Raw genomic sequence first — 25,203 nt, 5'->3', positions numbered from 1 at the left:
CGCGCTCACGCTTCTTCCCCGCGCCGGCCCAGCCACAGCATCAGCAGCGTGACCGCAAACATGATGGCGAACAGCAGGAAGGCGATCGCCGATGCGGAACCCAGGTTCCACCATTTGAAGCCTTCGTCGTACATCAGGTACAGCACACTGGTGGTGCTTTGCAGCGGACCGCCCTCGGTCATCACATACGGCTCGGCAAACAGCTGGAAATAACCGGCGACAGTAAGGATGGCGACCATCCACAAGCTGGGGCCGAGCATCGGCAGCGTGATATGGCGGCATTGCCGCCAGGCCGAGGCGCCGTCGATGCGCGCCGCTTCGTAGAGCTCGGGCGGAGTCGCCTGCAGCGCGGCCAGCAGGATGATCATGTTGTAGCCGAAGTTCTTCCACACTGCGAACAGGATGATGGCCGGCATCGCCCAGTGCGGATCGCCCAGCCAGTCGACCGGGTGGATGCAGATCCATCCCAGCGCCTCGTTGGCCCAGCCGTATTTGGTATTGAGCAGATAGCGCCATACCACCGCCACCGCGACTACCGTGGTCACCACCGGCGCAAACAGCGCGGTACGGAACCATGCCTTGCAGCGGGCCAGCGGCGAGTTCAGCAGCAGCGCCGTGCCCAGCGAGGCGGCGATCGACAGCGGCACGCCCACGCTGACGAAGTACAGCGTATGTCCCAGCGCCGCCCAGAATTCGCGCCGCTGCAACAGTGCGGCGTAGTTGTGCAGGCCGATAAAGCGCAGGTTGCGCAGGTCGGCCAGGGCATACAGGTCGTAGTCGGTAAGGCTCAGCCCGAACGCGCCGATCGCCGGCAGCAGAAAGAACGCGCCAAGCACCAGCAGCGCCGGCGCGAGGAACAGCCATGCAGCCTGCCGCTGGCTCATGGCTGCTCCTCGGTCGGCAACGGGGTATGCGCCAGCACCCAGCGGCGCTTTTCCAGAATGCGGTCGGCGCGGCGGTCGATCTCGGCCGCGGCCTGGTCGATGCTGAGATTGCCGGCGACGGCTTGCGCGGCCACCAACTGCATTTCATTGGCGATGCGTTCCCACTCAGGCACCGCCGGCGTGGGCTTTACCCGTTCGAGTTGCTCGCGGAAGGCAAGCGCCTTGGGATCGTCGTGCAGGTGGCCGCCGGCCCAAGAGCTGCGCCGCGGCGGCATATCGCCGAGCAAGTCGTAGAACTGTTGCTGCACATCGGGGCGCGACAGATATTGGATCAGCTTCCAGGCCGCTTCCTTGTGCGTGGCATGACGGAAGATGACCAGGCTTGAGCCGCCTGCAACGGAAGCACCCGGACCGTCCGGCCCCGGCAGCGGCGCGGTATTCCAGTCATCTTGTTCGGCGGCCGGCAGACGCTGGCGGAATTCGCCGATATTCCACGGGCCGGAGAAATAGAAGTCATATACACCGTGGCCGAATTCGCTCCACGGATTGCCGGCTTCGACATTGGTGATGGCTGGCGCCTGCTGCAGTTTGAACGTGTCCACGTAGAAGGCGAGGGCGCGCTTGAAGCCGGCGCTTTCGAAATTGCCGTAGCGGCCGCCGTCGCGCAGCAGCGAATCGGGCTGTTGCAGCGCCAGCGACATCAGCTGCTCGTATTCGTTGGTGGGCAGCAGGATGCCGTAGCGGCCTTGCTGCGGATGACTGAGCGCGGCCAGCATCCGCCGCCATTGCGCCCAATCCTGCGGCGGTGCCTGGAAACCTGCCGCGCGCAAAACGTCGCTGCGATAGAACAGCAGTCGCGTATCCACATACCAGGGCACGCCGTACAACTGGCCGGCATAGACATTGGTGGCCCAGATGCTGGGGAAATAATCGTCGGGGCGGATCACGCTGGATGCGGCCACCCGCGATTGCAGTGGCTCCAGCGCATGCAGGGCGACGAATTCCGGCATCCAGGTATTGCCGAGCTGGGTCATGTCCGGCAGCGAATCGCCGGCAAAGGCGGTTAGCAGTTTCTGATGCGCGGCGCTTAGCGGCAATTGCTGCAGCCGGATCTGGATCTGCGGGTTTTCGCGCTCGAATGCCGGCAGCAGCTGGGTGATGGCCTCGCCTTCGCGGCCGATGGTCCAGAAGGTGAGCGTGTTGTCGTCGGTGGCGTGCTGGGCGCAGCCGGCGAGCAGGCCGGCGAGGACGAGGCTGGCCAGCCGCCGGCGCGCTTTCATGGCGCCCGGTCCAGCCATCCGCCGCTGAAACCGGCGCGCTGCAGTCCTTGCCGAATGTATGGATTCTTGCGCATCACGCGCCAGACGAAATCGCTGCGCCAGTTTTCGATCATCAGCTCGATCGGTCCCTGGTCGATGCCGATCTGCAGACTGTCGAACCAGCCGGCGCCGCGCACTTTTTTGCCGGTATGCAAGGCAATATTCGCATCGAAGCTGGGATTGAAGGCGTCGACGAAGCCGTAGCGGTCGTAAGCGTACTGGCCGTAGCGCTCCTTCATCGCCTGCAAGGCCGGCAGCACGATTTCCGGTGCGAAGGCGATCGAGCCGCCGGCAGCGGTGGGCGCAATGGTGCCGTCGTCGGAGATGTAGTCCAGCCCGGCGCCGCGTGCGGTGTAGCCGAAGAACTGGCGCGTGCTGCCGTCGATCGCCTTGCCGGCGACATCGCCCGGTCCATTGCAGGCCGTAAGCCCCCAGATATTCGCGCCATAGCCGGTCCAGTGGCCTGGATTGGCGATGGCGTACTGGCGCTGCGCATAGACCGCGCGGCGGCTGTTCTCGAAGTAATCCAGCTGATGTGCGCGGCTCCATGCATCGCGGATGCCGCGGAAATCGACCCAGGCTTCGCTGTACTGATGGCCGAACAGCGGCGCGAAGTTGAGCAAGGTCTGGCCCTGGAACGTGCCCCATTGCCTGGGATAGGTGCTGGTCCATGCCGTCCAGCCGTCGCTGCCGATCGGATGGGTGGGCGAGCCCAGCGCCAGGATGTACACCAGCATGCCTTCGTCGTAGCCCTTCCAGTCAGAGTCGATAAATTTGCCGCCGGGCGTCCAGCCCATGCTGATCAGGGGGGCGCGCGGCTGCATCCAGGTCCAGTCGACACGGCGGTAGATCGTATCGGCCAGGGTACGGATTTCTTTTTCCTGCGCGGTGTCGCGGTCGTAATACGACTGCGCGAACAGCACGCCGCCAAGCAGCAAGGTGGTATCCACGCTGGACAGTTCGATGTCGCGCGAAAAGCGCTGGCCGGTCTGCATATCCAGGAAGTGATAGAAAAAGCCGTGGTAGCCGCTGGCGCCGTCTTCATTGCCGTCCTGCCTGGCGTGGGCGAGAAAGCGCAAGGTGGTGAGCGTGCGCGCTACCGCCTGCGCACGCGTGATGTAGCCGCGTTCGACGCCGATGCCATACGCGGTCAGGCCGAAGCCGATCGAGGCAATGCTGGAAAACGACGGTCCCGGATAGTGATCCGGAATCAGCCCGTTAGCCGGATTGGCACTGTCCCAGAACCATTGGAAAGTACGCCGCTGCAGGTCATCGACCAGCTGCTTTTGCGGTGCGGACAAGCTGTCGTAGGTGACGGGCGTCTGTGCCGCAGTCGGCTGCATGGCGATGCCTGTGGCCAGCAGGGCGGTGAAGAAGCAGGCCCGCCAGCTGCGGGCCTGCTTCGGTTGGCAACGATCGTTCCGGCTCATGGTTCAGAACTTTATACCCAGGGTCAGTTTGAGCGTGCGCGGCACGCCGTCGATATTGCCGGTAGGGTTGAAGGTGATCGGGGTGCGCGTGAGCACGCCGTTGGCGCCGTAGTTCTGCAGGTAATCGCTGAAGTTGTTCCAGTTGAACGCGTTCAGCAGGTCGAAGCGTACATAGCCGTCGAAATTGCTGTAGATCTTGAAGTTCTTGGTGATCTGGAAGTCGATGGCGCGGTAACCGAAGATCGGGCCGCCGATCAGGAAGTGCGAACCGGGCGGCGTGGCGGTGAAGGGTACGCAGCCGCTCGGCGTATTGGCGCCGTAGCAGGCCAGCCCAAGGCCGGGAATCGGCGTGGCCAGGGTCAACTTGGTGGCGAACAGCAGGCCCCATGGCCCGTCGACCGAGGCCGTGCTGACCAGGCGATGCTTGGCTACCGCCGAGCCGATAAACGGATACTGGCCGATGGTTTCTTCATCGAAGGCGTATTGATCGGTGACGTCCTGGCTGTCGTTGTTCTGCAGCGCATGGGTGAAGGTGTAGGCGACCGTCATGCCCCAATGCGATTCGGGCGTATACGGCTTTTCGGCCGAGATCAGCACTTGCGTGGTCTTGGTCTCCAGCCCGTTGTTGGCAATGATCATATTGCCGAAGCCGGGAATGCCATTGCCCCATGGCTGGCTGCCGTTCTCCCAGAACGCGCCATTGGGATAGCGATTGCCGAGCTGGTACACCAGGCCGTCGAAGCTTTTCACGCTCGCGACGGTCACGTCGGTATTCCAGTCACCGACCTTGTTGCGCATACCCAAGCTGATCTGATCGGAATAGGGCGCCTTCAGATGATTGGTCACCATATCCACTTCGCGGCCCGCGGTGGTGGCGGCCAGCAGGCTCTGCAGGACGCCTACGCCGCCGTAATACGCCGGATTCCACGGAATGCAGCTCGGACTCGGCGCACATGAGTGATATTGATTGGGGAAGATGATTTCCGGTTCGGCCAGCGCCAGCTTGGTTTGTTCCAACTGCAGCAGTTCATACAGATCGCGATCGTAGGAGCGGCCGACACCGCCATGGATCACATGCGCTTCGTCGCCGTCGATGTCGTAGGAGAAACCGAAGCGCGGCTGCCACTCGTTATCGGGCGAGCTGCGGTTGCGACCATTGCTGATGTAGTCGTTGACGTTGATGCCGCCCTTGGCCAGGCTTTGCGCATAGGTCTGGCCGGCCGGCGCATTGGGATCCTGGCTGTACAGCGCAGCGACCACGGCCGGCGGCGTCACCCAGTTGAGATACGAGGGCGTCTCTTCGTAATCCCAGCGCACGCCGATGTTCAAGGTGAGATGGTCGTTGACGGTCCAGTCGTCCTGGATGTAGGTGCCGTACTGCTTGTCCGAGGTGCGCACCTCCGGATTGGTGCCGGGCAGGATCACCGGGAACTGCACCTGGTATGGCGTGGACAGCGTGCCGGTCGGCGTCACGTCATAGAAGAACTGCGGATTGTCGTCGCCCGCATCCTGTGCGGTGAGATCCACCTTCTTGATCTTGAAACCCATCTTGATCACGTGGTCGCCATGCCAGGTGAAGTCGTTGAAGGTGAGATCGTCCTGCACGGCCGGCCCCTTCTGGCCTTTGTCCTCGGTGGCCAGCGGCGATGCCGCACCCACGGCGAGGATTTGCTGGCTGCCGTTGTCGGGCGTGGTGAAGTAGGCGTAGCCGTTGCCGATTTCGATCGGCGTCGGCTTGTAGAACGCATTCTCGTAAGTGAATTGCAGGCGGTTGAACCAGCTGTCCGCACTGTGATCCCAGCGGATGTCGAAGCGCTTGTCGTAATTGATCAAGTCGACGGCAGTGGAGGCCGCTTGCCCCGTGCCGGGACCGCTGATGGAATTCTCGCTGCGGTATTTACCACTGACCTCGATGCGGTCGCGGTTGGTCGGCTCCCAGTCCAGCTTGGCGAAATAGAGATTTTCCTTGAACGGCAGGCTGGCCGGACCCAGCTGCGCCTGTGCCGAAGCCGGCAACTGCGGTACCAGGTTGCTGGCATTGCCAGGCGAGACGGCGATCGGCGTGTCGTATTCCTTGCCCTCGTAGGACACGAAGAAATGCGCCTTGTCCTGGATGATCGGGCCGCCGAAGGCGAAGCCGTATTCCTTGTCGTGCGAGGGCTGCTTCTTGCGGTCTGCCTGCTCGGACGGCGTTTCGGCGCGCAAGGCGGTATCGGTCCAGTCGCCGAATACTTCGCCATGGAATTCATTGGTGCCGGACTTGGTTTCCGCGGTGACCGCGGCGCTGGAGATCTGGTCGTATTCGGCCTTGTAGTTGGAGGTGATCACCTTGTATTCGCCGATCGCCAGCTGCGGGAACGGATTGCCTTGGCTGGAGGTTTGGCCGCTGACGCCGCCGGGCAGCACATAGTTTTTCTGGCCGACGCCATCGATATACACGTTGATCGCGGAAGATGCCTGGGCACCGGATTGCAGGCTGGTATTGCCGTTCTGCTGCACGGTGAACACCATGCCGGGCACGGTGTCGGCAAATTCCAGGAAGTTGCGCGTGATCTGCGGCACGGTGGCGATCTGCCGCTGCGACACGATGCTGCCGATTTCCGAGGTGGTCACTTCGGTCAGCGATTGGGCATTGACGGTGACCGCGCCCAGGTTTTTCGCATTGGCGCCGGCTGTGGCCGTGGCGGCGGTGAGATTCAAGGTGGCGGTGGAAGCTACGCTGAGGGTGACGGTGCGTTCGGTACCCGGCCCGGCATCGATCTGGTAAGTGCCGGGCGGCAGCGCGACCAGCGCGTAACTGCCGTCGTTGCCGGACTTGGTGACACGCGTATAGCCGGTGGCCACATTCCTGGCGGTAACCGTCGTGTTGGGGGTGACTGATCCACGCAGGTTTGCATCGGAAGTCTGGGCAAAGACCGCTGCCGGCGACACCGCGGCGGCGCTTATCGATGCGACGATCATGCGTGCAAGCAGCAACTTTCTGGTGCGTACTACTGCTTTCATTGTCACCCCTCCCAAGAGATTGACTCTGTGCTGTTATTTAGGTGGGCGACGGGGCCGGCGCGTGCTTGCCGCACCGGTGCTTCCGCCGCTGGTTTCTCGAACGACGATGTCGCATCCCAGCGTCTGGGCCGGAGCCGGCGTGTTGGCGTCCGGATCCAGCAAGGCAGCCAGGCGCTCCAATGCGGCCCGGCCAAGATCGGCAATGCGCACCTGCACGGTGCTGAGTGAGGGCGAGACGTAGCGCGCGATCAGGATGTCGTCGAAGCCGGCCAGGGCGATCTCCTGCGGCACCTGCACGCCGGCCTGCTTGAACGCCATCAGGCAGCCCACCGCCATCATGTCGTTGGCGGCGAATACGGCATCCGGGCGCTTTTTCTGCGCGAGCAGTTCGACGCCCGCGCGGTAGCCCGATTCTTCGCTGAAGTCGCCAGGCACGATATTCAACGGCAGGTCCGGCGCGAACTTGGCCATCGCCGCGCGATAGCCCTTGTCGCGCTGCTGCGCATCGAAGTTGGTTTTGGAGCCGGCGATAAAGGCCACGCGCTTGCGGCCGCTTTCGATCAGGTGCTGCACCATCGCGCTGGCGCCGCCGCGGTTGTCGATGGTCAGCACCGGGTAGCGCGCGCTTTTTACCGCGCTGTTGAGCAGCACGGCCGGCAGCGCCGCCGGCAGGTTGGCGTCCAGGAAGGCGGCGTCGACGTATTCGGAAAAAATCAGCATGCCGTCGACGCGCCCGCGCATGGCGCGCACCGCGGCGGCGGCATCGTCCACGCCGTCATGCGAGCTGGACACCAGCAGATGCAGGCCACGGGCACGCGCAGCCAGATCGATGCCGCGGATCAGTTCGGAGAAGAACTCGCCATACAGGTCCGGCAGCACCGCGCCGATGGTGTGGGTGCGGCCGGTGATCAGGCTGCGCGCCGCGCTGTCCGGCACGTAATGCAGGCGGGCGGCGACTTCCCGCACCACCTTTTGCGTCTGGGGCGTTACTCCGCCGGTACCGTTGAGCACGCGCGACACCGATGCCACCGAGACCTTCGCCTCGCGTGCCACATCTTTGATCGTTGCGTTTTTCGTCGTCATCGAAGGCTTCCTGCGGATGAGTGGGCTGGACACGATATCAGCCCGATGCAACGGGTCGCCTGTAAACGTTTACATGCTCAATGTGCGCGGAACGTAAACGTTTTCATGGCGATTTGCAAAGGCCCGTATGGCGCCGTCTGTTGCGTCGCGCAAACACATAGGGCAGGGGTGAACGGAAGACCGGTTGTTTTTAACGGCGCGGGCGTCGGCCACGTGCATACGGCGATGCAGCATGGTCAGGTGCGGCCGATCGGGCTCCGGCGGCCGGCGAGGGTTTCAGCTACGCCGGGAGTTGCCGATATCAGGCATATGAATCTCGTCACGCGTACCGCCATTCCATCCAATTTCCTCGGCGCCCTGGTCGCCGCGGTCACCCATGCCCATACGCTGGAGGGCCTGGCGCGACCGCTGCTGGAACTGCTGCAGACGGTCAGCGGGCTGGAATCGGCGTATCTGGCCAGGCTGGACCAGCCGGAAGGGTCGTTCCGGGTCCTGCATGCGCGTAATACTTACCGTCTGACCGTGCCCGAAGGCCTGGTCACGCCATGGGCCGACACGCTGTGCAAGCGCGCCCTGGACGAAGGCCGCTTCTATGCCAACGACGTCGCCGGCCGCTGGGCCAGTTGCGAAGTCGCGCAACGGCTGGGTATTGCGACATATATATGTGCACCGATCCGTGCCAAGGGCGGCGAGCTGGTCGGCGCACTATGCGCGGCCAGCGACGAGCGCAAGCCGGTGGCCGACACGGCCATGCAGGTGCTGGCGCTGTTTGCGCATCTGGTGGCGCAGCAGGTGGAACGGGAACAATTGCTGGCTTCTCTGCAGCAGGCCACGCAGTCGCTGACCGCCGCGGCCTTGACCGATACCGTCACGCAACTGCCCAACCGGAACGCCTTGCTGGACGAAATGCAGCGGCAACTGGCTGCTCCTCCGGACGACCGCGCCCTGATCGTGGCCTTTATCGACCTGGACGATTTCAAGCCGATCAACGACAAGTTCGGCCACGCGGCCGGCGACCAGTTTCTGCATACGGTGGCGAAGCGGCTGCGGCGCATGCTGCGCGACAGCGACTTTGCCGCGCGCGTGGGCGGCGACGAATTTGCCGTGCTGGCGCTGGAGCAGCGCGAAAAGGCCGGCGATGCCGCGGCTGCCCTGGCACGACGCCTGGAGGGTGCGACACGGGGGCGCTTCAAGCTGGATGTCGCTTTGATCGACTACAGCGGTGCGAGTGTCGGCGCAGTGGTGGCCGAGCCGGATTGCAGCAATGCGCAGGCTTTGCTCAACAAAGCTCAGGCCGCGATGGATACCACCAAGCAGTTGCGCAAGCATGCGCCGTTGCCGGCACCGGTGCGCATGAGCATCGCTCGCTACGAGTGGCCGGTAATCGAATAAGGCGCGCTGTAGGTTGGGTTGCGCCGGACTTGATCCGGGGTAACCCAAGGATGCCGCTACGAAGGAAAGTCGTTGGGTTACGCTGCGCTAACCCAACCTGCGATTGCCGGCAAGTTGTTTATTTCTTTTGTATGGCAGTTTTTACTTTCCAAATTTAGACGTCTATTTTGTAATTTAGACATCTAAATGTGCATTGCATCGCAATACGCGAACAATTGCCGGATCGGGTACAAAAAATCTCCTTTCCCGCATTGCAGTAAACACACGCAATGCGGATGATCATTCAGTAACTGCCGCCGGACGAACTTCCTCACTCGTCGGCGGCACTGCTTTTCCGATGTGGCAATGGTTGGCGCACCCTGGGTGAGGTGGTAGCCATGCGTTGCCGTGCGCGGGTTTTGGCCAGCGGTGGCCATGCTCATCCAAATCTGGTGTCCGAAGGGGGACGACAGTGAAACCGTATGCGTTGCGTACATGGCAGTTCGTGGCCTGGACATGCAGTTTTGCCCGCTCCCGTGCGGCAAGGCATGCCGGCTCTCCCAAGGCAGGCGGGCTGTTGCTGCTGCTGGTCGCGCTGCTGGCGCTGACCGGCATGGCCAACAGCCAGGAGGTGGAGCCCTCGCTGCCCATCTCGCAGCGTCTGACCATCAACCTGGCCGCCGGCATGCCGCAGTACATCGGCAATGCCAGCTCCACGTCGAATGCGGCGCAGAACAACTGGTGGTTCGAGAACAGCAACAACTCCACCGCGTACTCGGCGCAAAGCTTCAATGAAAGCAGCGACAGCAGCGGCAACTGGTTCCAGGTAGGCCTGCCGTACGACGCCAATATCACGCGCACCTTTATCAACCAGACGTCGGGCGGCGGCCAGGGTTCGCTGACCGGCAACTTCAACTGGTATCGCCTGCATTTCAAGGTGGATCCGAAGTACGCCGGGCAGAAATTCCTGTTGAACGTGGAAGGCTCGCACACCGGCATCCAGATCTTTATCAACGGCACCTTGCTGCCGGGCGTCAGTGCGGTGGCGGCCGATGCGCAGGCCACGCACGTGGTGGGCTTTATCCCGGTGGTGGTCGATCTCACGCCTTATATCAAGGCGGACGGCAGCACCGACAACGTCATCGCCATCGATGTCTCGCGCGGTGCGCCGTGGTTCGAGCAGCCGGGCTTCTCCGGCGCGTTCCGTTTCGGCCAGGCCATGGCCGGCCTGTTCCGCAACGTGAAGCTGTATGTCACCAACCCGGTGCATATCCCGCCGAATGTGTATTCGAACCAGAAGACCTGGGGCACCTACGTCGGCACCGTGTCGGAAGTGCCGGCTGCGCAGGGCACCGCCAAGGCGGCATCGGCGGTGGTCGACGTGCAGACCAATGTGGTGAACGAAACGCAGTCGGCGCAGCAGGTGACGCTGACCACGCAGATCGTCGACGCGCAGGGCAACGTGGTGGTTACCGTCGATCCGGTCACGCAATCGGTGCCGGCGATGACGGCCAGCTCGTTCCCGTCCGGCGCCAAGCCGATGTTCGATCAGCTGATCACCGTGCCCAATCCCACCTTGTGGTATCCGAACAACGCCACCTGCGGCACGCCGCCGGTGCTGTGCGGTTCGCCGTATCTGTACAAGGTCTATCACATCGTCAGCGTCAATGGCGTGGTGGTGGATTCCACTCAGGATCGGCTGGGCATCCGCACCATTACCTGGGATGCGAATTTCCCGTATTTCAACGGCCACGCGGTGTATCTGTGGGGCGGTTCCAGCCGCTACGACTATCCGGCGCTGGGTTCGTCCGTACCCGATGAGCAGTGGTGGCGCGACATGGCGCAGATCGCCGCGCAGGGCGGCAATGTATGGCGTCCGGGCCACTCCACCAGCAGCGAAGAAATGGTGGAAGCGGCCGATGCCTACGGCATCATGATCGACCAGCCCAGCGGCGACGGCGAAGGCTATTGGAACGCCAGTTCCAATCCCACCGCCGACGACCTGCAGCTGAAGCAGGAACTGCATCGCGACATGATCATCCGCGACCGCAGCCATCCCTCGATCCTCGACTGGGAGCGCGACAACGGCGGCATGAACGCCACGCTGGCGACCGAGCTGGGCAGCATCGAGACCACCTGGGACAATATCAATCCGCGCGGTAGCGCCGACCGTACCTATAGCTCTTCCTACGGCCTGATCGACGAATGCGACGGCGCCGGCTGCGAAGCCGGCAACAAGCAGCAGAACCCGAACAATCCGGCCTTCGGCGCCGAATACTGGGACAACATGGGCACCGGCCGCGGCCTGGCCTATGACTACGAACTGGCCTTCGCCGCGCCGTATCTGGACGACTGGCGCAAGGGCAGGGCAGCCAATGCGTTCGGCATGGCGCAGTGGTATTTCGCCGAATCGCCGGGTGAAGTGAGCCTGTGGGCGGAATATCAGAACCTGCCCAACATGGTGAACTTCGTGCGCTCGCTGGGTTATTCCTCGACCGACGCGAACCGCTTCCCGCGCCTGCTGTACTACATCTACCAGGCCAACTGGATTCCCTATTCGGTCCAGCCGGTGGTGCATCTGGCGCATCACTGGAACCGCGCCTACGAATACACCCAGGGCACGCCGATCCAGGAAAACGCCTTCAGCAACTGCCCGGCGGTGCGCCTGCTGATCAATGGCGTGCCGAACGATCCGGTCACCGGCACGGTGCTGCAGGATCAGACGCCCAATCCGTGGAATATCAATTCCAGCTCCAACCTCGGGCAGAACACCACCGTGATGCCGGGGCAGGTGCACTGGATGGTGAACTGGGCGCCGGGCACGGTTACGGCGCTGTGCCTGGATGCCAACGGCAATCCGGTGGACGGCGTCAGCGATACGCGCACCACGGCCGGTGCGGAAAACAAGATCGTGCTGAGCGTGGTGCCGGAAGTGACCAAGCCCGACGGCAGCAGCTTCCAGTGGACCGCCAACGGTTCGGATGCGGCTTTTGTGGTGGCGCAGGTCGAAGACGCCAATGGCAACCTGGTGCCGACCGCGGCCGACAACGTCACCTTCGCGGTGAGCGGCGCGGCAACGTATATGGGCGGCACGCAGCAGCTGGTGGCCGATCCGTCCTGGACCAACTACTACCAGGATGCTTTCTCGCAGGCCAATAGCAATGTGATCCAGGGTGTGCCGTATGCGTTCTTCCACGCACCCGGCGATCCGGAACTGAATTTCGAAGGCGGTCTGCAGAAGATCGCGCTGCGCAGCACCTTTGTGCCGGGCACGGTGACGGTTACCGCTACCGCGCCGGGGTTGCAGAGCGCCAGCATCAGCTTGAGCTCGGTAGCACCGCCGGCTGTTGCGCAATCGCAGGCGCCGGTGATCATCGTGCCGCCGGTCAGCCAGGCCACCACCTCCGGTTATCCGGCCACGTTCAGCGTGGTGGCTTCCGGTTCGGGTGCGCTCAGCTACCAGTGGTCCGATGCGCACGGCCCGATCGCCGGTGCCACCGGTGCCACCTACACCACGCCGGCTACTACGTCGGCGGATAACGGCGACACCTTCACCGTCACCATCGGCAGCAGCCTCGGCACGGTCACTTCCACGCCGGTAACGCTCAGCGTGGATGCGCCTGCCAATGTAGTGATCACCACGCAGCCGGCGACGCAGTCGGTAGTGGATGGACAATCGGCGACCCTGACGGTAGCCGCTACCGGCTCGCCGACCATTACTTATCAGTGGTACCAGCTTGGCTCGGGCGCGATTGCCGGCGCCAATCAAGCTTCGTACACCACGCCGGTATTCACGGCGGCCGGCAGCGCCACGTATTACGTGGTGGTGGGCAACGACCTGGGCACCACGCAATCCAACAATGCCGTGGTGACTATCGATGCCGCCACGCCGGTGTCCGTCGCTACGCAGCCGGCCAGCACCATCGTGCCGGTGAACGAGCCGGTGCAGTTCACGGCCGTGGTGGCCGGTTCCGCGCCGTATAGCTACCAGTGGCAATTCACGCCGCCGGGCGGCAGTCCCACCATTCTCACCAGTGGCACGCAGCTGTCGAGCACGCTGACCTACACGATTCCCGCCGTAAGCGCGGCGAACGTGGGTGCGTACAGCGTGACGGTCAACAATGCCGCCGGTGCGGCGGTGACTACCAATGCCGCGCAGATCACGCTGGCGCCGCCGGGCGTGAACCTCGCCTTGAATGCGCTGGCTACCTCCAGCAGCACGCAGAACGCCTGCAATGACGGCACCACTTCACCGCCGTACACCGGCACCGGCTGTCTCGGTCCGGAGAATGCCGTCGACGGCAGCCTGGGCACCCGCTGGGGTTCGGCCACCGCCGGTGCGCCGCCGACACCGGCCGTGCCGGGCGTGGATCCGTCGTGGCTGCAGATCGACCTGGGTTCGGTGCAGGCTTTCAATACGGTGATCATCAACTGGGAAAACGCCTACGCCACCCAGTACCAGATTCTGTACACCGACCAGGATCCGTCCACCAATCCGACCTGGAATGTGGCGTACACCAATAACGCCGGCACCGGCGGTACGGAGACGCTCAACTTCCCGAGCGTAAGCGGCCGCTATATCCGCTTGAACGGTATCCAGCGCGCCACGCAGTACGGCTATTCGGTCTACGAGTTCCAGGTCTACAACGTGCCGCAGTGCGGCGGGGCAGGCGAGCGCTATACCGTCAATGCTTCCAACGCCAGCCTGGTGAAGGACAACCTCACCGGCCTGACCTGGACGCGCACCATCATGACCGACACGGCGCCCGGCTCGCAGTTCACCGGCGTCAATGCGCAGAACTATTGCGCAGGCATCAATATGCGCCTGCCCACGCAGTCCGAAGCGCACAGCATCAGCAGCGTCAACAATGCGACCTGCGCGTTCTCCGGCACCTGGAGCACCTGGACCTCGACCGTGGATCCGGACGATTCCAGCAAGACCGCGCTGGTGAACTTCGACGGCAGCTCGGCTTATCAGGTCACCAACAATTATCCGGGCGCCACGCTGTGCACCGCGGGCACCGATGCCGGTGCCGCACCGACCATCAGCACGCAACCGGCCAGCCAGGTCGTGGGCGTGGGCCAGACGGCGAACTTCAGCGTCGTGGCCACCGGTCTCGGCAGCCTCAGTTACCAGTGGTCGAAGAACGGCACCGCGATTGCCGGCGCCACCGCGGCCAGCTACACCACGCCGGCGACGGCGGCAGGCGACAACGGTGCGATATTCGCGGTGGCGATCACCGATGTATTCGGCACCGTCAACAGCAATCCCGCCACGCTGACCGTGCAGCAGAACACCTGCAGTGCAGTGCCCGGCACGCCGGGTACGCTCACGGCCACCGCCAACAGCGCCAGTCAGGTCAGCCTGAGCTGGGGTGCGAGCAATGCCGGCACCGGCTGCACGGTGAGCTACACCATCTATCGCAGCAGCACTGCCGGCTTCACGCCTTCCAGCGCCAACCAGGTTGCCACCACGTCGGGTACCACCTACGCGGATACCGGCGTAGCGGCTGCGGCTACCTACTACTACATCGTTGAAGCCAACGATGCGGCCGGTGCTTCGGCGGCTTCCAACACCGCCACGGCCACCACGCCCGTATCGACCTGCACCAGCAACTGCAGCAGCCCGGATGCCATCGCGATCAGCGCGGGCGGCCCCGGTGCCGGCTATTTCGCAGCCGATGAAGATTTCACCGGCGGCACCGCCTCGGGCGGCAACGCCACCATCAATATCAATGGCGTGACCAACCCGGCGCCGCAGTCGGTGTACCAGAACCAGCGCTTCGGCAACTTCAGCTACACCTTGCCTGGCCTGACTCCCGGTGCGAACTATGTGGTGCGCCTGCACTTCGCCGAGTTCTACTGGACGCAGGCCGGCCAGCGCGTGTTCAACGTGAGCATCAACGGCACCCAGGTGCTGACCAACTTCGATATCGTCGCCGCGGCCGGCGGGCAGGACATCGCCATTGCCGAGCAGTTTGCGGCTACCGCCAATGCACAGGGCCAGATCGTGCTGCAGTTCGTGTCGGTGAAGGACAACGCCGAGGTCAACGGTATCGAAGTGCAGGCGGCCACCGCGACCAACACGCCGCCCAATGCACCGTCCAACCTGGCTGCCACAGTGGCATCGTCCAGCCAGATCAACCTGAGCTGGACCGGCTCGGCAACTCCGGGTGCCACTTATACGGTGTTCCGCAACGGCACGCCGGTGAGCAGCAACCTTACCGCCACCAGCTACAACGACACCGGCCTGAGCTCCGCTACCACGTACTCCTACACCATTGAAGCGGTGGATGCGGCAGGCACCTCGACGGCTTCCAACACCGCCACCGCCACCACCTTCAATGTGGATTGCGTCAGCGGCTGCGGTTCGGATGTGCTGGCGATCAGCGCGGGTGGCACGGCATCGGGCGACTATGTGGCCGATGAAGACTTCACCGGCGGCGCCGCATCCGGTACCGGTTCCACCATCAGCACGGCCGGTGTGATCAATCCGGCACCGCAATCGGTGTACCAGCACCAGCGCGTGGGCAACAACTTCAGCTACACGCTTACCGGCCTCACCGCCGGCAGCAGCTACACCGTGCGCCTGCACTTCGCCGAGTTCTACTGGACCAAGGCCGGGCAGCGTGTGTTCAACGTGGCGATCAACGGCACCCAGGTACTGAGCAACTTCGACATCGTGGCCGCGGCCGGTGCACAGGACGTCGCCATCGTCGAACCGTTCACGGCCACCGCCAATGCACAGGGCCAGATCGTGCTGCAATTCACCACCATCACCGACAATGCCGAAGTCAACGGTATCGAGGTGGTGTCCGCACCGATCGGTTCGGCCACTGCGCTCACGGCTACCACGGTATCGGCCAGCCAGATCAACCTCGGCTGGACGGCATCCCCGGTAAGCGGCGTGGTGTACGACGTGTTCCGCAGCACCAGCTCCGGCTTCACGCCGTCCAGCGCCAACCAGATCGCTACCGCCAACAGCAACAGCTATGCCGATACCGGGCTGACGGTGAACACCACGTACTACTACGTGGTGGAAGCCTCCAGCACTGCCGGCACTTCGGCACCGACGCCGCAGGCCACTGCCACCACCATGGCGATGCCGGTGGCGCCGACCAACCTCACGGCCACGGCGATTTCCTCCAGCGCCGTCAACCTCGGCTGGAATGCTTCGGCAACGTCAGGCGTGACCTATACGGTGCTGCGCAATGCCGCGGCAATTGCCAACGGCGTAAGCGGCACGGTGTACAGCGACACGGGTCTTGCTGCATCGACGACGTACTCCTATGTGGTTGAAGCGGTGAATACGGCGGGTACCTCGCCGGCTTCCAACACCGCCATCACCACCACGGCCGCATCCGGTTCGGGCTCGGTTACCGCACCCGCGGTCACCACCTCGCCGAGCAGCCAGACGGTGACGATCGGACGCACGGCCACCTTCGCTGTGGTGGCTACCGGCGATACGCTCAGCTACCAGTGGTACAAGAACGGCACCGCCATCATCGGCGCCACCGGCGCGAGCTACACCACGCCGGGTACCACCTATGCCGACAACAGCAGCAGCTTCACCGTCACGGTCAGCAACTCGGCCGGCTCGGCGAACTCGTCGGCAGCAAGCCTGAGCGTGAACCTGGCGCCCACGTATACCGTGGTGCCCGGCGCGATCATCACCGACCTCAACAACAACACCAACGGCCAGTGGGCGGATAACCAGATCTACGTCGAGATCCTCGGCAACGATCCGGTCACCGGCGCACTCTCGTGGGTGAACTACGACGGCACCGTGACGCCGGCCAGCGTCGCCGACAACACCGCCGCCAATGCGCTGGTGGCGCCGAACGGGCAGACCTATCCCAACTACGCCTTCACCCTTGCCCAGAGCCACCAGCTCAAGCTGCCGCCGATCACCTCCGGACGCATCTATATCTCCGAAGGCAGCCCGCTCTACATGACGATCATGGCCGGCGCAAACGGCGGCAACGACGGCTATGCCGGACCGAACCCGCTCAACGGCACCGATCCGAATATCAACGTGCACTACGACTGGTATGAGTTCAATTACAACGCCACCGGTGGCATCTACATCAACACCACCCAGGTGAACCAGTTCGGCCTGCCGCTACTGCTGGATGTGTGGGGCGCGAAGGAAACCTTCCACATGCAGATGGGCATCAATGAATCGATCGCCGATCTGGATCAGGAATACGTCAGCCAGACCCCGACCGCGTTCCACACCCCGGCGCCGACCAACCTGCGCATCCTGTCGCCGGCGGAAACCACCTTCGGCAACGGCGGCGCCAACGGCAACTACTTCGATAGCTATATTGCCGGCGCCTGGGGCCAGTACAGCAGCACGCCCGTGACCATCACCGTCAACGGTCGCCAGTTCAACGGCACCGCCGCTGGCTCCACGCTTACCTTTACCGAGGTGAATCCGGCTGCGGCCAATGTCGGCGAGACCTTCGTGGTGCAGCAGCCGTCCACGCAGGACATCCTGCTGTGCGCCGGCAGCATGGCCAGCGGCGTAGCCGGCAGCACGCCGCAGCAACAGGATGAAAACGCCATCCAGCTGCAGCTGGAAAACCAGATCTGCGCCGCCACCAACCGCGGCGTACTGCTGACCCAGGCGAACTGGGCGAATGCGGCAAGCTACTACCAATCCGCACCCGCCAACTTCTACTCGCAGTTCTGGCATCTGCACTCGGTCGGCGGCATGGCCTACGGCTTCTCCTACGACGACAACAACAACCAGAGCACCACCATTACCACGCAGCAGCCGGAGCACATGGCGTTTGGTATTGGCTGGTAATGAGTGATCCATGCCCATCCTGCTGGAAGCAGCAGGATGGGCGGTGGGGTAGGCGAAGACAGGCGCCATGTGCGTTAGTCGCGATTCGTGCAAACGCAGAAGCGCGGCAACTGCGAAATCCTTCTAGGCCGTCATTCGCCCGAAGGCGGGAATCCATTTGCTTCCGCTTTGGTCGTCTCGTGTTGCGCGAAGAGCATCAGCTCCCGTCGAAGGTATACAACTCGCTGGCAATCTTCCACGCGCCCTTCGATTTCACCAGCTGCAGAATCTTCCAGCCCGTATAGGCCTTGCCTTTGCCATCCAGGCGCTCGACGGTGAAGGTGAGCGAGACTTGGGCCAGCGGCCCGACGTCGTCGATTTTCACGTTGGAAAACACTTGGCGGTATTTGTCGCCGCTGGCAAACACGGCCTTGCGGAATGACGCGTAGTCCTTGAGCGCAGCCGAGCCGGCGATGGCGGCATGCGCGGATACCGCGGCGAAGGGGATGTCCTGGTCCAGCAGCAGGCTTTCGAAACCCTGCTCGCTGCCGGCCGTCATGTAGCGCGCGTAGTTGTCCACTACCTGGGCGATGGCGGCCCGGTCGGAGGCCTGGGCGTCGGCGGGGGTATGCGCTGCGGCGACGCCGGTCATGCCGGTTGCCAACAGGCCGCAGAGCAGCAGGGTACGGAGCTTCATCGGGTGGTCCTGGTGGCACGGCAAAGGGGGACAGGGCGGGTGCGGTGCAGTGGCCCATGGTAGTGAATAGGCGCATCATTAGGCGGTAAGCCAATGATCTTTAACGAGCCCTTTCGGGCCGACGGGTCATCCAGCAACAGCGCCATGCGTTATTACTTGGGCCGTGGCGGCGGATGTGCCGGCGATGGAGCTCCATGATCTTTGGCACATTGCCGCCGTCGTTCCCCCGGGCAATGTGGCGGAAGCGGCTCGTTCTTACTGACTAAAGGAGAGTCATCATGCGCCCTTATCTCTTGCTGGCTTTATTGCTTATCAGCGTTTCGGCCTACGCCGACGATTCCCTGCGCGTGGATGGCCGCGTGCTGTCGCTGGGCGACAGTGCGGCAAAGGTGCAGGAGCTGCTGGGCAAGCCGATCGTGCGTACCTATCTGCAGGGGCAGGACACCAGCCTGACCAACGACCAGGTTTCCGGTAACGAGCAGTGGCAATACCTGCAGGACGGGAAGACGGTGTTCATCACCATCATCGATGGCAAGGTGCAGGACATCCAGACCAAGTACAACTGATAAGGCCTGGTGTGGGGATTTGTTGGGTTACGCAGCGTCAACCCAGGCTGCTGCACAAATAGAAAGGCCCCCTTGCGGGGGCCCGGGCTCTATCCAAGGGGGTCGATAGAGCCCAAAGGGTCAACACCGGCCGCACAGAGGAATGGCGCCGGCGGACATAGAATGTGACTGAACGCGCAGTCTGGAAATCAGGGACGCGCCCGGAAACATGTCAGATTAGGACTACATCCGCCCCAGGCCCCTCCCGGGTCGATGCCTGACTTCAGGCACTGCTGCTGCCTTCGATACCCGCGCATGCTCTGCCGCCTACAGGGGGTGGCCATGCCTAAGCATCTGTTCGGTCTGATATTGCTGGCGCTGCCGGCTGCGGCGACGGCTGCAACGCCGCCTGTGAAAGACCAGTTGCTGCAGATCACCCAGGCCTGGGTCGATGCGATCCCGAAAGGGGACAAGTCGGTATGGGAGCGCTCGTTGACCGATGGCGCGATCCTGGTCGACGAATTCGGCCGCATCAACGGCAAGGCCGATTCCATCGCCTCCCTGCGGCCGTTTCCGCCGGGCTTTTCCGGCAGCATCGAGCTGCGCGATGCGCGCGTGCAGCAATATGGCGACACCGCCATGCTGCTGGTGGAGGAATACGAGCGCGAGACCGTGTTCGGGCAGTCCTTTGTGGTGCGCTACCAGTCGCTGCTGACCTTCGTAAAGCAGGGCGGAGCATGGAAGATTGCCGGCTATGAAGACGTCACCATTCCCACTGCGCCGCCCAGGCTCGATGTGGCCGGGCTGGATGTGAACGACTACCCCGGCACCTATAGCTACGCACCGGGACACAGCTGGACGGTGCGTGCCGACCACGGCGTGCTCAGCTACACCACTCATCCAGGTGGAACGGCCAATGTGCTGGAGCCGATCGGCAAGGATGTTTTCATGGGCAGCGACGACGAGCGCAACATCATCATTTTTCATCGCAATGCGCAGGGTGCGGTCGATATGTTGATCGAACGCCGCAAGTTCAACGATTTTCACCTTATGCGCGAATCGCCTGCGACACCGGCCCGATAGTGGCGATGCGGGGCAGCAATGCGTTTGTCGCACGGCTCGCCTGTGCATCATCGCGACCGCTGCCGCTCAATCCTGCGGCAAGGTTGGGTAAGATCCCGGGCTGGGCAAAGGACGACCGCTTTCGGTTATGCAGGATGAGGCCGATAAGCGTGGGTGGTCCGTCAGCGCAAGGTTGCGGCAGGTGATCTCTATCCATGCATTGATCTGGCCGTCGCGCGCGTGTCGTTGCGGATGCGAACGGGTGCGCTGTGCTTGCGCCGCCGGTATCCGCTGGCGGCGGCTTGCGTTGTGCGGCTGGCTGCTGTTCGTCAGCGCGATGCTGTCGACCCCGGTGCCGGCGGCGCAGCTGCCGATTACCACATACGATCAGAACAGCGGTTTGACCAGCCTGTCGGTGGTCCGCCTTTACCAGGATCGCGAAGGGTTTATCTGGGTCGGCACCGAGAAGGGCTTGTACCGGTTCGACGGCGTCGCCTTCGATCAGATCGGCTCCGAGCAAGGCTTCCAGGTGTCGGAAGTGATCAGTTTTATCGAGGATGCCAAGGGACGCCTGTGGGTAGGTTCGCGCGCGGGCCTGCAGTTGCGGGAGAACGGCTACTTCGGCTGGGTGCGTCCGCAAGGCAAGCCGCTGATGACGGACCGGGGCCAGACCCTGGCCGCGGACGAAGATGGTGGCCTGTGGCTGGTGAGCGGCAATCATCTGCTGCGGCTCAGCCTCGATAGCCAGGGGCATTGGCAGGCCAGCTCGCCATTCAATGCGCAGCAACTGCACGATGTTCCCGGCCTGAGCCAGGTCAGCGCGGTATTCCGTCGCCGTGGCATCACCTGGTTCGGCTGCGGCAGTCAGCTATGCAGCCTGCATGAGGGACAACTGCGCCGCTACGGTCCGGAGTCCAACGTACCGGCGGACAAATGGCTGGGTTTTCTCGGCGCTGGCGATGGCAGCTTATGGGTGCGCGGCATTCATACGGTGCGCGCGCTGCCGGCCGGCAGCGATGCCTTCGTGGCGCACGATATGCCGGGCAATAGCGCGGACGTGGCCGCTTCCAGCATCGATATCGTGCAGGACCGCGAAGGCCGCGTGCTCACCCGCAGTTCGCAGGGCCTGGCGCGCTGGAATGGGCACAGCTGGGAGCTGTTCGGTGCCGACGGCAGCCTGCCGAAGGTGGGCGTGTCGTCCTTGCTGGTCGATCAGGATGACACCGTGTGGCTCGGTACCTACGGCCGCGGCCTGCTGCACTGGAGCAGCCGCGACGCAGTCGAGAACTGGACGGCGGCACAAGGCCTGAGCGGTTCCTTGATCTGGTCGATCACGCGCACCCGCGCGGGTGCCGTATGGGTGGCCGACGACCAGGGCGGCAGCGTGATCGAGCCGGCGCAGGACCATGCCCAGCCATGGCCGCTGCAACTGGCGCCGCCGCACCAGACGCGTACCGTGCTGGCGGCGGCCGACGGTTCGATCTGGTATTTCATGTTCGACGGCCGCGTGCTGCGTTATGACCCGGCCAGCAGCACAACGCGCCTGGTGGCCACGCTGCCGTTCCTGATGCGCGGCGGTTTCCAGGACAGCCAGGGGCGGATCTGGGGCTACGCCCTCGGCGGTCTTTACCAAGTGGATGCACAAAGCGGCGCCATCCAGCGCGCGGCGCCCGGGCTGATTCCCACCTCGATGTGTTCGGACCTCGCCGAGGACACGGCCGGCCGGCTGTGGGCCGCCTGCAGCTCGGGCCTGTTTCGCTATGCCGCCGGACGCTGGAGCAAGGTGGGTGTGTTGCCGCACGAAAGCCTGGGCGGCTATGAGAGCGTGCAGGCCACGCCGGATGGACGGCTGTGGCTGAGTTCGCCGCAACCGGGCCTGCTGGTCGGCAACGTGGGCGATGCGGACAGCATGCATCTCACGGCCGTGGACGATCCGCTGCTGGCCGATTCGCGCGTGTACTTCCTGCGCAAGGATCAGCGCGGACGTCTGTGGGTGGGCAACAACAGCGGCGTGGACGTGCTGGAGCAGAATCATTGGATGCGCCTGGATACGCGCGACGGCCTGCTGTGGGACGAAACCAATCACGGCGCTTTCTATGCGGATGCGGATGGCTCGGTGTGGATCGGCGCGCCGATCGGCTTGTCGCATCTGCTCAAGCCGGACGACATGCTGGCGCCGCGCAAGATTCGTCCCTGGCTGGAATCGGCCCACTACGGCGCGGATGAACTCGATGCGCAACATCAGCAGGTGGATTTCGATCCGACCGGCGCACTGGTGCTACGCCTGGCGGTGCTGGGCAACAGTTCCGGCAGCCCCGTGCACTTCCGCTATCGCCTGTCGGGTATCGACAGCGACTGGGTGGAAGCGTCGGCGCGCGAATTGCGCTATGCCTCGCTGCCGCCGGGCAGTTACCGCTTCGAGCTGGAAACCATCGACATCAATCAGCGCCGAGTGTCCGCGCCGGTCAGCCTGCGCTTCACCCTGAGTCCGCCGTGGTGGCGCAGCAATGCCGCGTATGCGGCGGCCGCGCTGCTGGCGCTGCTGGCGCTGGTGCTGGCCTGGCGCTGGCGCGTGCGGCTGCTGGTGAAGCACGCGCAACGGCTGGAACAGGCGGTGGCGATCCGCACCGGCCAGCTGCAGAACGCGATGCGCGCGCGCAGCATGCTGCTGGCGCGCATCAGCCACGATTTGCGTTCGCCGCTCAGCGGCATCATCGACAGCGTGCGGCATTGGCGCGGCGGCGATGCGCAGCGGGATTATCCCGGCCTGATCGAAAGCAGCGTACGCCAGCAGCTGGACCTGATCGACGAACTGCTGGAATTCTCGCGCGATGAACTTGCCGATCTGGAGCTGGTGGAATCGCCGGGTTATCTGCACGCGTTTTTGCAAAGCTTGAACGAGCATGCGGTGCTGCATGCCGAGAAGTATCGCAATCGCTTCGAATGCCGCTATGCCGAAGACCTGCCCGCCGTGGTCACGCTGGATTTCCGGCGTTTGCGGCAAGTGCTGCTTAACCTGATCGGCAATGCCGCCAAATTCACCAACGACGGCTACATCCTGTTTGCGGTTACGGCGATGCCGGCAGCGCAGGGGCGCGTGCAGTTGCGCTTTGTGGTGGAGGACAGCGGCATTGGCATCGAGCCGGCCGATCGCGAGCATTTGTCGCTGCCGTTTGCCCGTGGCAGCAATGCCGCGCCTTACAACGGCTACGGCCTGGGGCTGGCGATCGTCACGCAGATCCTCGAACGCATGGGCAGCCGCCTGACCATCGAGGCGGCGCCCAGTGGCGGCAGCTGTTTCGGTTTTGTGCTGGATGTGGCGCTGGCCGACGAAGCCGAGCTGGAGCCGGGCCTGTTCGAGGACGATGGCGGTGCAGGCGAGATCGACGGTGCCGGGCGCGTGGTCCTGGTGGTGGACGATGATGCGCAGAACCGGGAAATGCTGTGCGATCTGCTGGATGGCTTTGGCTTCGAAAGCGTGGCGGCGGCCGATGGAGAGCAGGCGCTGGCCTTGCTGGGCGAGCAGGCGGTCAACCTGGTGGTGACCGATCAGGTGATGCCGGGCATGGATGGTTGGGAACTGCTGCGGCATGTGCGGCAGGCGTACTCGGGGTTGCCGGTGCTGCTGTATTCGTCGTTGCCGTCACGGCCGCCGGAAGGCTTTGCGTTTGCGTTTGACGATGCCTTGCTCAAGCCGGTGGGGGCGACGCAGTTGCTGGTGCGTATCAGCCGTTTGCTTGATCGCAAAAAATACGTCGCCGTGGATTGACGCGCATATCTTTCCATCGCCGCGAATATCTCCCTCCCCTGCAGAAGCAGGGGAGGGAGCATGGCGTGATTGAGCGATGAATCTCGCTTCGAACGGACGCAATACTCAGGCCGCCTTGTCTACCGCCACCACCCCCGGCAAATGCGAAAGCGCCAGATGCCGCCGCGCAAACTGCACAAAGCTCATCGCCGCCTGGCTCATCGCCCGTTCCTGCAAGGTCAGCGCATGCAGCGGCAGCGGCGGCTTGTTCTGCGCTTCGAAGACCGCGCGCAGGCGCCCCTCCTGCAAATCGGCATGGCATAGATAGCGCGGCAAACGCGCGTAGCCCATGCCGGCTCTTGCCGCAGCCAGCAGGGCGGAGACGTTGTTGCTGACAAAGCGCGGCGAAGAGCGTCGGCGCGAGGCGGATGCCGGCGAGCGCAACGAGGTCGCCGCCGCATGGCTGAGGTAATGCTGATCGGGAATCTGGTCCGGATGCGCCGGCTGCTCGGTCTGCGCCAGCAGCCGTGGGCTGGCGACCAGTACATGCTGCACGCTGCCCAGGGCGCGCGCGACGATGTCGGCGCTGTCGGGCAGCGTGTCGCCCATGGCCAGCACGATATCGGCCTGCTGTTCCAGCAAGGGTTCGACCCCGCCATCACTCTGCATGGCGCTGATCCGCGTATACGGATGCTGGCGTGAAAAGCCTTCCAGCATGCCTTCCAGCATGGGCAACAGGCGGCTTTCCGCGTGCACGCGCACGTGGCCGCCGGCAGCGCCCTTGATCTCGTTGGCGGCGGCTTCCGCGGCCGCAGCGGCTTCGCGAATCAACAGCGCTTGGCGGTACACCTGCTCGCCGACCGCGGTGACCGAGAAGCGGCGCGCGTTCCGGTGCAGCAATTGCGCACCCAGCCGCTCTTCCAATTCGATGATGCGGCGGCTAAGCCGGGATTTGGTGGTGCCTGCGCGTTGTGCCGCCGCGGAAAAGCCGCCGGCCTCCACGACCAGCGTCAACAGATACAGATCCACCAGATTTTCTGCGTTATCCACGTTACGGCCCCTGTGCCATCGCGTACGTGCCGTTTGCCATACCGTTAAAGAGCGGGTGGCGCGACGGGGCGCAAGCTTAGTCGCGCCCCGCGGGATCATGCCTTTGGCACGGCGGACGTGACTTTTGCCGGAGGGGAGTGCTGCTCGGTCATGTCCTATACTCTCGAGCGATACCGCTGGCGCCCGCCGCAATGGCTTGCGCAGGACGCCAGCCAGGGGG

General features: G+C 63.7%; 12 protein-coding genes. 5 read left to right on the top strand and 7 right to left on the bottom strand.

Annotated elements, in window-relative coordinates:
• Positions 1-5 precede the first annotated feature (5 nt).
• The 5 genes from IGX34_RS09955 to IGX34_RS09935 are packed head-to-tail and all read right to left on the bottom strand — an operon-like array spanning position 6 to position 7,719.
• Positions 6-884: a carbohydrate ABC transporter permease gene (locus IGX34_RS09955; RefSeq protein WP_192555573.1), complete on the bottom strand. Its 879-nt coding sequence runs from the start codon at positions 882-884 to the stop codon at positions 6-8.
• Positions 881-2,164 carry a sugar ABC transporter substrate-binding protein gene (locus IGX34_RS09950; RefSeq protein ID WP_225737366.1) on the bottom strand — a complete coding sequence of 428 codons (1,284 nt, stop codon included), beginning with the start codon at positions 2,162-2,164 and terminating at the stop codon, positions 881-883. Before IGX34_RS09950 ends, IGX34_RS09955 begins: the two co-directional genes overlap by 4 nt.
• The gene (locus tag IGX34_RS09945) at positions 2,161-3,633 is read right to left on the bottom strand and encodes a glucoamylase family protein (protein WP_225737365.1); all 1,473 of its coding nucleotides are present in this window, start codon (positions 3,631-3,633) and stop codon (positions 2,161-2,163) included. Before IGX34_RS09945 ends, IGX34_RS09950 begins: the two co-directional genes overlap by 4 nt.
• Positions 3,634-3,636: 3 nt before the next feature.
• A complete protein-coding gene (locus IGX34_RS09940; protein WP_192555571.1) occupies positions 3,637-6,636 on the bottom strand; it encodes a TonB-dependent receptor in 3,000 nt (999 codons plus the stop codon).
• Between the two features lie 33 nt (positions 6,637-6,669).
• A complete protein-coding gene (locus IGX34_RS09935; protein WP_192555570.1) occupies positions 6,670-7,719 on the bottom strand; it encodes a LacI family DNA-binding transcriptional regulator in 1,050 nt (349 codons plus the stop codon).
• A 309-nt stretch (positions 7,720-8,028) separates the two neighbouring features.
• Here IGX34_RS09935 and IGX34_RS22360 point away from each other — a divergent pair, with 309 nt between their 5' ends.
• Together IGX34_RS22360 and IGX34_RS09925 are read left to right on the top strand one after the other, a co-directional pair.
• The gene (locus IGX34_RS22360; protein ID WP_192555569.1) at positions 8,029-9,111 is read left to right on the top strand and encodes a GGDEF domain-containing protein; all 1,083 of its coding nucleotides are present in this window, start codon (positions 8,029-8,031) and stop codon (positions 9,109-9,111) included.
• A gap of 556 nt (positions 9,112-9,667) precedes the next feature.
• Positions 9,668-17,902 (top strand): beta-1,3-glucanase family protein, encoded by an 8,235-nt coding sequence (locus IGX34_RS09925; protein WP_192555568.1) that lies wholly within the window; start codon positions 9,668-9,670, stop codon positions 17,900-17,902.
• Between the two features lie 196 nt (positions 17,903-18,098).
• Here IGX34_RS09925 and IGX34_RS09920 read toward each other — a convergent pair whose 3' ends face one another.
• Positions 18,099-18,578, bottom strand: coding sequence for a nuclear transport factor 2 family protein (locus IGX34_RS09920; RefSeq protein WP_192555567.1), 480 nt, complete (start codon positions 18,576-18,578; stop codon positions 18,099-18,101).
• Positions 18,579-18,856: 278 nt separating this feature from the next.
• Here IGX34_RS09920 and IGX34_RS09915 point away from each other — a divergent pair, with 278 nt between their 5' ends.
• From IGX34_RS09915 to IGX34_RS22425, 3 genes are all read left to right on the top strand, one after another.
• Positions 18,857-19,144: a DUF2845 domain-containing protein gene (locus IGX34_RS09915; protein WP_192555566.1), complete on the top strand. Its 288-nt coding sequence runs from the start codon at positions 18,857-18,859 to the stop codon at positions 19,142-19,144.
• Positions 19,145-19,465: 321 nt separating this feature from the next.
• Positions 19,466-20,206: a nuclear transport factor 2 family protein gene (locus IGX34_RS09910; RefSeq protein WP_192555565.1), complete on the top strand. Its 741-nt coding sequence runs from the start codon at positions 19,466-19,468 to the stop codon at positions 20,204-20,206.
• 241 nt (positions 20,207-20,447) lie between these two features.
• Positions 20,448-23,954, top strand: coding sequence for a two-component regulator propeller domain-containing protein (locus IGX34_RS22425; RefSeq protein ID WP_192555564.1), 3,507 nt, complete (start codon positions 20,448-20,450; stop codon positions 23,952-23,954).
• 105 nt (positions 23,955-24,059) lie between these two features.
• On the opposite strand, the gene IGX34_RS09900 is transcribed toward IGX34_RS22425, so the two are convergent.
• Positions 24,060-24,983 (bottom strand): LysR substrate-binding domain-containing protein, encoded by a 924-nt coding sequence (locus IGX34_RS09900; protein ID WP_192555563.1) that lies wholly within the window; start codon positions 24,981-24,983, stop codon positions 24,060-24,062.
• Between the last annotated feature and the right edge of the window lie 220 nt (positions 24,984-25,203).

The sequence above is a fragment of the Dyella acidiphila genome (genome assembly GCF_014863405.1).
Lineage (GTDB): Bacteria > Pseudomonadota > Gammaproteobacteria > Xanthomonadales > Rhodanobacteraceae > Dyella_B > Dyella_B acidiphila.
Note: the sequence above shows the minus strand (reverse complement) of the source record. Positions and strands in the feature narration are given on the sequence as shown.

Excerpts from the sequence above, each read along its gene's own strand:
- IGX34_RS09955 (WP_192555573.1), bottom strand. The coding sequence starts at position 884 with ATGAGCCAGCGGCAGGCTGCATGGCTGTTCCTCGCGCCGGCGCTGCTG.
- IGX34_RS09950 (WP_225737366.1), bottom strand. The coding sequence starts at position 2,164 with ATGAAAGCGCGCCGGCGGCTGGCCAGCCTCGTCCTCGCCGGCCTGCTC.
- IGX34_RS09945 (WP_225737365.1), bottom strand. The coding sequence starts at position 3,633 with ATGAGCCGGAACGATCGTTGCCAACCGAAGCAGGCCCGCAGCTGGCGG.
- IGX34_RS09940 (WP_192555571.1), bottom strand. The coding sequence starts at position 6,636 with ATGAAAGCAGTAGTACGCACCAGAAAGTTGCTGCTTGCACGCATGATC.
- IGX34_RS09935 (WP_192555570.1), bottom strand. The coding sequence starts at position 7,719 with ATGACGACGAAAAACGCAACGATCAAAGATGTGGCACGCGAGGCGAAG.
- IGX34_RS22360 (WP_192555569.1), top strand. The coding sequence starts at position 8,029 with ATGAATCTCGTCACGCGTACCGCCATTCCATCCAATTTCCTCGGCGCC.
- IGX34_RS09920 (WP_192555567.1), bottom strand. The coding sequence starts at position 18,578 with ATGAAGCTCCGTACCCTGCTGCTCTGCGGCCTGTTGGCAACCGGCATG.
- IGX34_RS09915 (WP_192555566.1), top strand. The coding sequence starts at position 18,857 with ATGCGCCCTTATCTCTTGCTGGCTTTATTGCTTATCAGCGTTTCGGCC.
- IGX34_RS09910 (WP_192555565.1), top strand. The coding sequence starts at position 19,466 with ATGCCTAAGCATCTGTTCGGTCTGATATTGCTGGCGCTGCCGGCTGCG.